Below are 13,126 nucleotides of genomic sequence, written 5' to 3'. Positions count from 1 at the left end.
ATTTTCCTTGAGCGTGTCTGGTTTAACCCCAAAGCCCACAACCTGGCGGCTTAAAAAAAGAGTACCTAGACCAATTAAGGTCTAGATACTCTCATAAATTATGTTCAACTTCACTTGACGAAGAGCCCAAAAAAAGCGCCACCCGCAGGCGACGCTTTCGTTTGAATGCGAATCAGAATTACTGACGAGTCTCGATGTCGTTCTTTGCGAACGCGTCGTCGATGATCTTCTTCAGCTGAGAAGCACTCTTGTTCATGGATTCTTGTTCGTGGTCGGTCAAAGGAATTTCAAGAATGCTTGAAATCCCGTTGGCGTTGATCACGGCAGGAGAACCAATGAAGATATCGTGCTGGCCGTACTGGCCGTCCATGTATACGGACAGTGGCAGAACGGCATTTTCATCGTCCAGAATGGCCTGAGAGATCCGGGCCAGGGCAGTGGCGATCCCGTAGAAGGTCGCGCCCTTCAGTTCGATGATCTTGTAAGCAGCGTCGCGGACATCAGTGAACATGTCAACCAGCTTGCTTTCATCGATTTCTGGGTGTTCCTTGACCCATTCAGAAATCTTGATACCACCGATGTTGGCGTGGCTCCATACAGGGAATTCGGTGTCACCGTGTTCGCCCATGATGTAAGCGTGGACCGAACGGGCGTCAACGCCGACCATCTCAGCGATCGACTGACGGAAACGTGCGGTATCCAAGGAAGTACCTGAACCGATAACGCGGTTCTTCGGGAAGCCGGAAAGCTTCCAGGTCGCATAGGTCAGAATGTCAACAGGGTTAGCAGCCACCAGGAAGATCCCGTTGAAGCCGCTGTCGACGATTGGGTCAACGATGGACTTCAAAATCTTCAGGTTCTTGTTAACCAAGTCAAGGCGAGTCTCGCCTGGCTTTTGCGGTGCGCCGGCGGTGATAACAACAAGGTCAGCGTCTTTAGCGTCGCTGTACTCAGCAGAGTAAATGGTCTTCGGCTGGGTGTATGGCAGCGCGTTGCTTAAGTCAATCGCGTCACCCTTAGTCTTGTTCTTAACAACATCAACGATCCCAATTTCTTGGGCAATGCCCTGCAATACCATTGCATAGGCGTAACTGGAACCAACGGCACCATCACCAACAAGAATTACTTTTTGGTGATCTTTCTTTGTGTTTGCCACGGTGATATCATCCTTTCATGTGTACAGTGTGCAATTCAGTTTAAAGTATACCACACTCGCTCATTGATGCACGGATTTCCAGAAAATTAATCGTCCCTTAATGGAACGCTCAAAATGCACGTCGGCGGCATCATACCGCGCTATCGTGAAACTATTCACCAGCGTCCGGGCTGGGTTGGTCTGCCCAAAATACGTAAAATTCGTTGACTGAAATGAAGCGTTTTCATTCCACTCCCAGTTTCATTTTACGGGCATAGTGCGGTGCGGACTTGGCAGCTCTGGTATAATGAGAAACAGACAGCGGGCCTGGCAAGCGGAGCTCCCGCTTTTTTGCGTGCTTCGGCCAGGCGAGGAGGAAAATTTTGAAAATGATCGTAGGCCTGGGCAATCCAGGCAGTCAGTATGCTAAAACCAAGCACAATATCGGGTTCATGGCCGTGGACGCGCTCGCTAAACGCTATGACACGACGATTGCCAAGCAGGAATTCAACGCGCTCACTGGCACAGCCTGGGTCGACGGTGAAAAGGTCCTGCTGGTCAAGCCGCAGACGTTCATGAACGATTCCGGCCGCGCGGTGGGCCAGCTCAAGGCCTTCTACCAGTTTCAGCAGGATGAGATCTTGATCATTCAAGACGACATGGACATGGCGATGGGCCGCCTGCGCCTGCGGCAAAGAGGCTCAGCCGGCGGGCATAACGGCATCAAGTCGATCATCAATGTGCTGGGGACGCAGGACTTTTACCGCGCCAAGATCGGCATTCAGCACCCGCAGAAGCAAAAGGTCGTGGATTGGGTCCTGACCCCGTTCACGCCGGCTGACCAGGTCGAGATCTTAAACGGGCTGGACAAGCTTCAGCTCGCCGTCGACGACTGGGTCCACGGGACGAGCTTTGACCGGCTGATGAACAAGTATAATTAAGGCTTAAACCGGACGCCGCCGCTGGGGTTTTGCCAGCCAGCGTGGCATACTCACCCCAAAGTACGTTTAGATAGGAGATAACATGGATCTCATCGAGTTGATGATGCAGACCGCCGAACTCGCCCCGCTTTGGCCAGGACTCGACGCTGGGCGTCACCTGGTCACGGGCCTGGATGGGTCGGCGAAGACGCTGTTTTTGGCGGCCGCGTTAAAAAAGACCCAGAAGCAGCTGCTTGTGATTGAAAATAACCGCTACCACGCAGATGAGCTCACGGCAGACCTGACCGGCCTGCTGGGAGCTGATTTGGTGTGGCCGTTTCCGGTTGAGGACGTGCTGGCCGCGGAAATTGCGGTCAGCTCCAAAGACACTGTCAACGATCGCATCAACACCTTGAATTGGCTGCAGCAAGGCAAACCGGGGATTGTGGTGACGAGCCTCGCCGGCCTCAAGCGTCAGCTGGTGCCCCAATCGACCTGGCAGCAGGCCAGCTTGACACTCGACATGGATTCGGCCATCGACCCGGCCAAGCTGGCCGGTCAGCTGGTCGCGATGGGCTACCAGCGCAGCGACTTGGTGGCCGCCCCTGGGGAGTTTGCGATCCGCGGCGGCATCATCGACATTTACCCACTTAATCAGGACGACCCGGTGCGCATCGAGCTGTTTGACACGGCGGTCGATTCGCTGCGCCGCTTTGACATGGCAACTCAGCGCAGCATTGAAAACCTTAAGCAGGTGACCATCGCGCCGGCCACGGACCTGATTGCCTCAGCGGCAACGCTGAAGGCGGCGGGGGCGCGGCTGGCGGCTCAAGGCACCAAGGCCAAGGCCAAAGCCAAAACAAAGGAAGCCAAGCAGGCACTGACCGCTGAACTGCTTGAGGCGGCGGACCAGCTGAGCCGCGGCGAGCGGCCCGATGCGTTGGCACTGTACATGCCTGCACTTTACCCAGAACCATCGCGCCTGAGCAGTTATTTAACCAAAGACGCGCTGGTCGTGTACGACGATTACACCAAGCTGGCGGACGCCGATGTGTCGCTGCTGCAGGAAACCACCGACTGGTACGCCAGCCTGCAGGAAGGCGGCAAGTTGGCAGAGGCGCCAGCGGCCGTGACCCTGCAGGAGTTGGACCGCGGCGAGCACCGGACGCATCTGTACTTGTCCCTGTTCCAAAAAGGGATGGGGAACATTCGCCTGAAGTCGCTGACCAATGTGGCGACCCGCAACGTGCAACAGTTCTTCTCGCAGATGCCGCTGCTGAAAACCGAGGCCGACCGCTGGCGCAAGCAGAAGCAAACGGTCGTTTACCTCGTGGCCGAAAAGGCGCGGCGGGAGAAGCTTAGCGAGACGCTGCACGATTTTGACATCGATGCCGTTATCTCAGAGCCCCAAGCGCTTTTGCCTGGGGTGCAGCAGGTCGTGGCCGGTACGCTGGCCAACGGCTTTGAGCTGCCGACCGCGCACCTGGTGGTGGTGACGGAACACGAGCTGTTTAACGCCAAGGTGAAGCACCGCGCCCGGCACCAGACCCTGGCCAACGCCGAGCGACTGCGCTCCTATACCGACTTACACCCAGGAGATTACGTGGTGCACGTGAACCACGGGATCGGGGAGTATGTCGGCATGCAGACACTGGAAGTCGACGGCGTCCACCAGGATTACATCACGATCTTGTACCAAAAAGGGGACAAGCTGTTTATCCCGGTCAGTCAGCTGCACCTGGTTCAAAAGTACGTGGCGGCGGACGGCAAGCGGCCGCGCATCAACAAGCTGGGCGGCAGCGAGTGGCAGAAAACCAAGAAGAAAGTCGCCGCCAAGATCGAGGACATCGCCGACGATTTGATCAAACTCTACGCCGCGCGTGAGGCCGAACCCGGCTACGCATTCCCGCCGGACGACGACTTGCAGCACCAGTTTGAGGACGAATTTCCTTACCCGGAAACCGAAGACCAGCTGCGCTCGGCCAAGGAAATCAAGCAGGACATGGAAAAACCGCAGCCGATGGATCGTTTGCTGGTCGGGGATGTCGGCTTCGGCAAGACTGAAGTGGCACTGCGGGCCGCCTTTAAGGCCATCGAGGCCGGTAAGCAGGTCGCCTTTTTGGTGCCCACCACAATCTTGGCTCAGCAGCACTACGACACCATGCTCGACCGCTTCGCCGATTTTCCGGTTGAAGTGGGGATGCTGTCGCGCTTTCGCACCCCTGCACAGGCAAAAAAAACGCTGGCGGATCTGGCGTCAGGCAAGCTGGACATCGTCGTCGGCACCCACCGGCTGTTGTCCAAGGACGTGCACTACCATGATTTGGGCCTGCTCATCATCGACGAAGAGCAGCGCTTTGGCGTCAAGCACAAGGAAAAGCTCAAGGCGATGAAGGCGAACGTGGATGTGCTGACGCTGACTGCCACCCCGATCCCCCGGACGCTGAACATGTCGATGCTTGGCGTGCGGGATCTGTCGGTGATCGAAACGCCGCCGACTAACCGTTACCCGATTCAAACCTTTGTCATGGAGCAAAATGCTGGGGCCATCAAGTCGGCGATTGAACGCGAGCTCGAGCGCGGCGGGCAAGTGTTTTACCTGCACAACAAGGTGGCGGATATCGAGCGCACGGTGGCCGAAGTCGAAGCCCTGGTGCCAGGTGCAACGGTGACGTACGCGCACGGGCAGATGACGGAAAGCCAGCTCGAAAATGTCATCTACGACTTTGTGCACGGCGATTTTGACGTGCTGGTCACGACCACCATCATCGAAACCGGCGTGGATATGCCAAACGTCAACACACTAATTATTGAGGACGCCGACCATTACGGCTTAGCACAGCTGTATCAGTTGCGCGGGCGGATCGGGCGTTCTAGCCGCGTTGCCTACGCCTATTTCATGTACCGGCAAAATCGTGTCTTATCGGAAGAGGCGGAAAAGCGCCTGAGTGCCATCAAGGACTTCACCGCCCTGGGCTCCGGCTTTAAGATTGCCATGCGCGACCTGTCGATCCGCGGTGCCGGCAATCTGCTGGGCAGCCAGCAGCACGGCTTCATCGACGCGGTCGGCTACGACCTGTACACGCAAATGTTGCAGGATGCCGTCGCGGCCAAGCAGGGCAAAAGCAAACAGGCCAAGCTGGATTCAGAGCTCAGTTTGGACATTGAGGCTTACCTGCCGGATACTTATGTAAATGACCCGGCACAGAAAATCGAGCTGTACAAGCGGGTTCGTGAGTCTGCCAGTGACGCGCAAGAGCGCGAGCTGCAAGATGATCTGATCGACCGGTTTGGCGACTACCCGGCGCCAGTCGCCAACTTGCTCGCAGTGGCCCACCTGAAGCGGTTTGCGGATGCGGCGCAGGTTGAAAAAATCACTCGCGACGCGGAGCGACTCAGCGTGCAGCTGAGCGCCAAGGCGTCTAGCGTGGTGCAGGGCGAAAAACTCTTTGCGGCGCTGGCCAAGACGACTTTGAAGGCGCGCGTCAATGCCGATGGGCCGCTGGTCGTGACCTTGTTAGTGCCGAAGGGCATGGCAACGCTCGACTGGCTGGGCGAGGTGACTGCATTTGTGCAGGCGCTGGCCAAGCAGTTCGGGGAGGTCAAAGATGGCAACTAAGAAGATGTCCAAGGTGATGCGCGGCGCCTGGATCCTGAGCCTTGGCGGGCTTGTGGCCAAAATCCTGAGCGCTGTTTACCGGGTGCCGTTTCAGAACATGGTCGGCGATACCGGCTTTTACGCCTATCAGCAGATCTACCCACTGTACGGGATCGGCATGACGTTTGCGCTGTCCGGCTTTCCCGTGTATGTGTCCAAGCAGGTGGCCCAGGCGCGCGACCCGCTTGCGCAAACCGAAGTCGCGCACCGCGCCTTGGTACTCATGGCGTGGATTGGGCTCGGGATGTTTGCGGTGCTGGAGCTGGGGGCGGACCTGATTGCCCGCGCAATGGCCGACGCCGGGCTGGCCCCAATCATCCGGTCAGTCGGATTAATGTTTTTGACGATGCCGGTGCTGTCAACTGCCCGTGGCTATTTTCAAGGGACATTTGATATGTCGAAAACGGCGATCAGCCAGGTCGTTGAGCAGCTGATCCGCGTCGGCGTGATTCTGCTGGCCGCCTGGTATGCGGTGCAGCACGCCTGGGGTCCGTACAAAATGGCCACCTGGGCGATGACCGGCGCGTTCTTCGGCGGTCTGGGGGCGACGTTGATCGTCTTGCCGGCGTATTTGAAGGCGACGGCCGGCAGACGGGCTAAACCGACACCCTGGCGCGAGTACGGGCACCTGCTCGACCGCTTTGTCAAGGAGGGCGGCTCAATCGCACTGTTTTCGGCGCTTTTGATCCTGCTGCAGCTGGTGGATTCGTTCACCGTCACGCGGGGGCTGATCGCGCAGGGGATGGTGCCTGAGGCCGCGCGGGCGCTGAAGGGCGTCTACGACCGCGGCCAGCCGCTGGTTCAGCTGGGGCTGGTCGTGGCGACGTCGTTGTCGACCACGCTGCTGCCCAGTCTCAGCCGGTCGGTCGCCCGCGGCCATTGGGCGGCGTTCAAGCAAACCGCACGCCAACTGATTCGCTTCAACTTCGGGCTGTCGCTGGCGGCTGCCGCGGGCCTGATTGCCTTGATGCCCAGTGTGAACCGACTGTTGTTCGGCGACACTGTGCTGACCGGGACCCTGCGTGTTTACACGCTGTGCATCGTGCTGGTGGCGTTGATCAACGCCTTCAACGCGGTGTTGCAGAGCCTGAACCGGTTCCGCTACACCAGCTACGGCCTGGTGGCTGGGCTGGTGGTCAAGGTGCTGGCCAACCCGTTTCTCACCGTCCGTTACGGGGCATTTGGGGCGGCGGTGGCGACGGTGCTCAGCCTGACGGTGATCACAGTCCTGCTTTACATTCAGCTGCCGCACAGCCTGCAAGGCGTTGACCCGCGTTGGTTCAATCTGCGGCTGATGCTGGTGGTGGGCCCGATGAGCGAAGCGGTCCACCTGGTGGCGGTGCACATGCAGCCGCAAAACCGGGTGGAAACCCTGTGGGTGTTCATCGTTGCCGTGCCGCTGGGCGTCGTGTTGTTCGTGATCTTAGGGGCAATTTTTCACTTGTATACGGTGCGCGAGGTTCTGGCGATTCCGTACGGACGCAAGTTTATGAAGTGGTGGCAGCACCGCTTCGGGAAGGATACACATGCGATTAGATAAATTTTTGAAGGTGTCACGCATCATCAAGCGGCGGACCGTCGCCAAGGAGATCGCCGACAAGGGGCGGATCTCGATCAACGGCCGAGTGGCCAAGTCCAGCAGTGACGTGGCGATTGGCGACACCCTGGTGATTGGGTTTGGCAATAAGACCCTGACCGTCAAGGTGGCGGTGTTAAACGAGCTGACCAAAAAAGAGCAGGCCGGGGAGATGTACACGGTCGTTGATGAAAGTTACAAAGAAAGTTATTAAACTGTAACGCACTGACGCCGACGGCTTTGCTATACTGTAGCTATTAGTAGGATAAGGTGGGTTTTTGATGGCTTCAAACATTCGGCCGCTGCGGCCAACGCAAACAGTCAAACGTCCGGCTCAACCGAGCCGCTCTTTGCGTGTCCATAAACGCAGACTGATTACCTTCGGCGCCGCCTTGGTCATCATCTCAGGCGTTGGCGGCTACCAGTTGCTATCGACCAACAACGCCATCAAGACCCAGTCGACAGCGGTGGCTTCCGCGAAAAGTGATTTGGCTAGGGCCAAGGCCGAGAAGCAATCGCTGAAGGTCAAAATCGACCAGTTGAACAACGAGCAGTACCTAGGCAAACTGGTCCGAGAACGTTATCTCATGTCTAAACCGGGAGAAGTCGTTTTCTCACTCCCGTCCGTTCAAACCGACACGCAGAACTCCAAGTAACCGCGAGTTCGTTTGTTGCGTGGCGGTTTTTGCGTGGTATACTTAGAGTCACAAATCATTCAGGAGGACATCTTTTTATATGGCGATTGAAGTTGGCGAAAAGTTAACAGGTAAGGTCACAGGAATCACGAATTTTGGCGCGTTTGTCGACCTCGGGTCCGGTGCGACCGGGCTGGTGCACATCAGCGAAATTTCAGACGCCTATGTTAAGGATATCCACGACGTGCTCAGCGTCGGTGATGAAGTCACGGTGAAAGTGACAGCCATCAAGGACGGCAAAATTGGGCTGTCCATTCGCAAAGCCAGCGATCAGCCGGCAGAGGCTCATGCGGCCAGTGCCCATGGCGGTCACTTCAGCCACGCGCCGCACACCGAAAGTCATGGCGAACGCAGCTTTAACGGCCCACGTCCCCACAACGGCGGCGCGCGCAGCTTTGGCCATAGCAGCAAAGAAGCGCCGAAAGACGACTTTGATGCCATGATGTCCGGATTTCTCAAGGAAAGTGAGTCACGGCTAAGCGACCTGCGGCATAACACCGAGGGCAAGCGCGGCGGCCGTGGCGGCCGGCGCAGTTAAGCCCAAGCCGAGGCAATGGCCTCGGCCCTTTTTTTGCCGGTGATGTGACACGTTGTCAGAAATCAGCCTTTAGTATGACGAAGCACGCGGGTTCGTATGCTAGGCTGGATTGCATGCGGAAAGGAGCCCATTATGCGGTCAGCAGCGCAATTGCTCGCCCCATTTCATTTGCCGATCGGCCAGCGCGTGGTCCTGGCCGTGTCAGGCGGCGTTGATTCGACGGTGCTGATGCACCTGCTAAGCACCTTGCCGAAGGGTCAGCTGAACGTGACCGTGGCGACGTTTGACCATCAGCTCAGGCCCACGAGTGCGGCGGAGCAAGCCCAGGTGGTCCAAGCGGCGGCGGCGCTCCAGCTGCCAGTGATCACCGGCAGCTGGCCGCGCCAAGCGCATCCTCAGCACAGCCTGGAAGCCGCCGCCCGCAAAGCGCGGTACGCGTTCTTGCAGGCCGCGGCCGAGCAGGCTCACGCCAGCGTCCTGATGACCGCGCACCACGCCGACGACCAGCTGGAAACGCTCCTGTTTCGGTTGGCCAGGAGCGGCCGGGTGGCTTCAATGACCGGAATCGCGGCCGATCAAAAGTGGGGGTCTCTGCGCCTGATTCGCCCGCTGCTTGGCGTGCCTAAAGCGGATCTCATGGCGTATGCGAGTCATGCGCACCTGGCCTACAGCGAAGACGAAAGCAATCAGGACGTCCAGTACGCCCGCAACCGGCTAAGACGCGACGCGGTGCCGGCGCTCAAGGCGGTCAACGCTGGGGCGCTGGCGCACGCCGGGACGTTCGCCCAGGCCCTTGAGGCGACTTTAATGCTGGCCAACCGTCAAGTGGCGTTGATGCTGCCGAAGCCGTTGACCTTGCCGCTTGATTGGCGGCCGTACCTGAGCGAGTCCGCGGCGGTGCAGCAGCTGCTGTTGAACGCCGTCTTGGCGCGGCTGCATCTGGTCGTTAAGCCAGCGGTGGCGGCTCAGGTGCTGATGGCGTTGGCGGCTGGCCAAGGCGCCAAGCAATTTGCTGTGAGCTCAGGCCGCACGCTGGTCGCCGCTTATGGCCAGCTCAGCGTGGTGACGTCGGCGCCAGCGCCAGCGCCGGTTTTACTCACCGAATTAAACCGGTGGGTGCCAGTTGGGCCGCGGCAATTTGGCCGGTTCACCAAGCTCCCTTCCGGCGCTACGTTCTTGGCGGCGGCACCCGCTCCGGTAGTTATTCGCACCCGCCAGCCGCATGATGAAGTTCAGCTGGCCAATGGGCAGCATCAGCTGCTGCGCCGATTTTTTATCAATCAAAAAATTCCGCAGCCGGAGCGCGGTCGCCGGCTGGTGGCAGTGGCCGCGGACCAAGTGATTTGGGTCGAAGGAATTGCGCCGCGTCAATTGTTTGCTGGTTCTCAAACTGATATACTGCAAACAGTATTGGCAATGAAATCAGACACAAAGGATGAGGCAGCGCATGAATGACGACATACTGAAGGTGCTTTACTCAAAACAGGATATCGATGCGATCATCAAGCGGCTGGCCGGTGAGATCTCTCGCGATTACGCCGGCAAGAACCCGCTGGTCGTCTGCATCTTAAAAGGGGCGATCATGTTCATGACCGACCTGGTCCGCGAGCTGGACGAATACGTCGAGCTGGATTTCATGGACGTTTCCAGTTACGGCAACGCGACTGAAAGCTCCGGTGAAGTCAAGGTCATCAAGGATCTTGACACCAGCGTGGCTGGTCGCGACGTGCTGATCGTCGAGGACATTGTCGACACTGGCCGGACCCTGTCTTACTTGATCAAGATCTTCAAGACCCGCGATGCTAAATCCATCAAGGTTTGCACCCTAATGGATAAGCCTGACCGGCGCATCAAGACGGTCGAGGCGGACTACGTGGGCACTCAGGTGCCTAACGAATTCGTGGTCGGCTACGGCCTGGACTACGCAGAGCGTTATCGCAATTTGCCTTACATCGGCGTGCTCAAGCCGGAGATCTACCAAAACTGAGGCTGAGCACAGCCATGGTGTATCATGTTACTATAAGTTTATTATCCACTACGTTGCTGGAGGTTATGCATGAAGAAAAAACAAAATGGGCTATTTGGCAGCACGCTGACCTATGTGGTTCTTTTTGTCGTTCTGGTCACCGTGTTCGCATGGTACCTGCGCGGCAATAGCGGCAGCACGACCCAGGAGTTGAGCTCAAGTCAGTTCATCTCAGAGCTGCAGAAGGACAAGATCAAGTCCTTCTCGATCCAGCCAAGTGGCGGTGTCTATAAAGTCACAGGGGAATACAAAAACGCGAAGAAGGTCGCGAACGATCAGACCGGGCTTGGCCTGATGGGCGCCACCTCAAGCACGACTTCCCACTTCTCGTCTTACGTGCCGACGAACAACACCTACATGCAGACGATCACCAAGGCGGCTGACAAAAACGATGTCGCCATCACCACACAGGAGGAAAGTTCTTCCAGCGTTTGGGTGACCCTGCTGATTACGGTGCTGCCACTGGTCATTTTCATGGTGTTCTTCTACATGATGATGAACCAGTCTGGTCAAGGCGGCGGCAACGGCCGAGTGATGAATTTCGGCAAGTCCAAAGCAAAGCCGGCGGATAAGAAGGCCAACAAGGTCCGCTTCTCCGATGTTGCCGGTGAGGAAGAAGAAAAGCAGGAACTGGTCGAAGTCGTTGAGTTCCTGAAAGATCCGCACAAGTTCTCCAAGTTGGGTGCTCGCATCCCAGCCGGGGTGCTGCTGGAGGGCCCTCCGGGTACTGGTAAAACGCTGCTGGCCAAGGCGGTTGCCGGTGAAGCCGGGGTGCCGTTCTTCTCAATTTCCGGCTCTGACTTCGTTGAAATGTTCGTCGGGGTCGGGGCTTCGCGTGTGCGTGACCTGTTTGATCAGGCCAAAAAGAGCGCACCGTCGATCATCTTTATCGATGAAATTGATGCGGTCGGCCGCCAGCGTGGTGCCGGCATGGGCGGTGGCCACGACGAACGTGAGCAGACCTTAAACCAGTTGTTGGTTGAAATGGACGGGTTTACAGGCAACGAAGGCGTCATTGTCATCGCGGCGACTAACCGGTCCGATGTGCTTGATCCAGCGCTGCTGCGGCCAGGCCGGTTTGACCGGAAGATTCTGGTTGGGCAGCCTGACGTTAAGGGCCGTGAAGCAATTCTCAAAGTTCACGCAAAGAATAAGCCTTTGGCCGACGATGTTGACCTGGCTGAGTTGGCACGGCAGACCCCTGGGTTTGTTGGGGCCGATCTTGAAAACGTGCTGAACGAAGCGGCCTTGGTTGCCGCTCGCCGGAGCAAAGACAAGATTGATGCCAGCGATATTGATGAAGCGGAAGATCGCGTCATCGCCGGCCCCGCCAAGAAGAACAAGGTCATCGCCCCGAAAGATCGGGAGATCACGGCCTACCACGAAGCCGGGCACGCCCTGATTGGGCTGGTGCTTTCTGACTCGCGGGTCGTGCGCAAAGTCACGATCATTCCTCGCGGTCGGGCTGGCGGTTACGCCATTACCCTGCCGAAGGAAGACCAGTACATGCTGACCAAGAAGGATCTCAACGAGCAGATCATTGGTTTGATGGGTGGTCGTGCGGCTGAAGAAATTATCTTCGGTATCGAAGCGACCGGCGCCTCAAACGACTTCGAGCAAGCCACTCAGCTGGCCCGGAGCATGGTCACGACTTATGGGATGTCCGATCGCCTGGGGCCAGTGACCCTGGAGCGTGAAGGCGGCCAGCCGTTCGTCGGCGCTCAATACGGGCAGTCCGCGCCATATTCGCAGCAGACCGCAACCGCGATCGACGACGAAGTGCGCCGGATCCTTGAAGAAGACCATCAGCGTGCTCACGACATCATCGAGAGCCACCGCGACCAGCACAAGCTGATTGCCGACGCTTTGCTGAAGTACGAAACGTTGGACGAAAAGCAGATTCTGTCCTTGTTCAAGGATGGCAAGATGCCTGAAGACCAAAGCGAGTTCCCAAGCGAAAAGGCGGAAGCGGCAACCTTTGAGGAAGCCAAGAAGGCCTTGGAGCAAAAGGATAAGGCAAAGCAGCAAGCGGATAGTTCTGCCAGTGCCGAGTCCGATGCCGCCGTGGCTAGTGCCTCGACGGCTGCTGACAGCAGTGCCGCTGAAGTGCCTGCCAGTGCGGAAAGCAGCGCCGCGACGCCTGAGGCTTCAGCGAGTGCTGAAAACATCACCAACGGCAGTGACGCTAGTGAGGCTCCAGTCTCATCTGCATCTGCTGCGCCAAGTAGTGCGGCGGATGCTGACAAGCCAAGCGACGCGTCCGATGCTAATCACGACGATTCAGAAAATTAATGCAGAACGGTCACCGCTGGTGGCCGTTTTTGTTATAGAGGCTTTAGCCGGGCTCGCGCGGAGACGCGCGAGGCTCAAAACCACCCGCTGTGCGGGTGGAGTCAAATGAGTTATACGAAAAACTCTCCTCGTCGATTAGAATATGGATGTTTAAGGCCATACTACATAATCGAAAAGGAGAGAAGAAACATATGGCAAACCAAGCAAACTCACTCGCTCATACGAAGTGGATGTGCAAGTACCACATTGTCTTTACCCCGAAGTATAGACGGAAGATTATCTACAA

10 protein-coding genes and 1 pseudogene are annotated in these 13,126 nt (G+C 57.5%); 10 read left to right on the top strand and 1 reads right to left on the bottom strand.

Annotated elements, in window-relative coordinates; all coding sequences use genetic code 11:
- Nucleotides 1–178: 178 nt before the first annotated feature.
- Nucleotides 179–1,162, bottom strand: a complete 984-nt coding sequence (locus JUE30_RS10385) for an L-lactate dehydrogenase (protein WP_164506250.1) — start codon at nt 1,160–1,162, stop codon at nt 179–181.
- A gap of 356 nt (nt 1,163–1,518) precedes the next feature.
- Between JUE30_RS10385 and pth the strand changes: the two genes are divergently transcribed.
- From pth to JUE30_RS10335, 10 genes and pseudogenes are all read left to right on the top strand, one after another.
- Nucleotides 1,519–2,076: an aminoacyl-tRNA hydrolase gene (gene pth / locus JUE30_RS10380; RefSeq protein ID WP_203624787.1), complete on the top strand. Its 558-nt coding sequence runs from the start codon at nt 1,519–1,521 to the stop codon at nt 2,074–2,076.
- 82 nt (nt 2,077–2,158) lie between these two features.
- Nucleotides 2,159–5,674: a transcription-repair coupling factor gene (gene mfd, locus JUE30_RS10375; RefSeq protein ID WP_203624786.1), complete on the top strand. Its 3,516-nt coding sequence runs from the start codon at nt 2,159–2,161 to the stop codon at nt 5,672–5,674.
- On the top strand, nt 5,664–7,253 hold the full coding sequence (locus JUE30_RS10370; protein WP_203624785.1) for a polysaccharide biosynthesis protein: 1,590 nt from the start codon (nt 5,664–5,666) through the stop codon (nt 7,251–7,253). The genes mfd and JUE30_RS10370 overlap by 11 nt, the downstream gene beginning before the upstream one ends.
- A complete protein-coding gene (locus tag JUE30_RS10365; RefSeq protein WP_203624784.1) occupies nt 7,240–7,503 on the top strand; it encodes an RNA-binding S4 domain-containing protein in 264 nt (87 codons plus the stop codon). The genes JUE30_RS10370 and JUE30_RS10365 overlap by 14 nt, the downstream gene beginning before the upstream one ends.
- A gap of 67 nt (nt 7,504–7,570) precedes the next feature.
- Nucleotides 7,571–7,945: a septum formation initiator family protein gene (locus JUE30_RS10360; protein ID WP_203624783.1), complete on the top strand. Its 375-nt coding sequence runs from the start codon at nt 7,571–7,573 to the stop codon at nt 7,943–7,945.
- Nucleotides 7,946–8,024: 79 nt separating this feature from the next.
- Entirely contained in the window at nt 8,025–8,522 is a 498-nt protein-coding gene (locus tag JUE30_RS10355) for a S1 domain-containing RNA-binding protein (RefSeq protein ID WP_125757824.1), read from the top strand.
- 132 nt (nt 8,523–8,654) lie between these two features.
- A complete protein-coding gene (gene tilS, locus JUE30_RS10350) occupies nt 8,655–9,977 on the top strand; it encodes a tRNA lysidine(34) synthetase TilS (protein ID WP_203624782.1) in 1,323 nt (440 codons plus the stop codon).
- Entirely contained in the window at nt 9,970–10,509 is a 540-nt protein-coding gene (gene hpt / locus JUE30_RS10345) for a hypoxanthine phosphoribosyltransferase (RefSeq protein ID WP_125757820.1), read from the top strand. Before tilS ends, hpt begins: the two co-directional genes overlap by 8 nt.
- Nucleotides 10,510–10,578: 69 nt before the next feature.
- The gene (ftsH, locus tag JUE30_RS10340; RefSeq protein ID WP_203624781.1) at nt 10,579–12,840 is read left to right on the top strand and encodes an ATP-dependent zinc metalloprotease FtsH; all 2,262 of its coding nucleotides are present in this window, start codon (nt 10,579–10,581) and stop codon (nt 12,838–12,840) included.
- 191 nt (nt 12,841–13,031) lie between these two features.
- Nucleotides 13,032–13,126 (top strand): annotated as a pseudogene (locus JUE30_RS10335) (IS200/IS605 family transposase); the annotation flags it as partial.

It is taken from the genome of Lacticaseibacillus sp. 866-1 (assembly GCF_016861825.1).
GTDB lineage: Bacteria > Bacillota > Bacilli > Lactobacillales > Lactobacillaceae > Lacticaseibacillus.
This window is presented reverse-complemented; position numbering and strand designations above follow the sequence as displayed.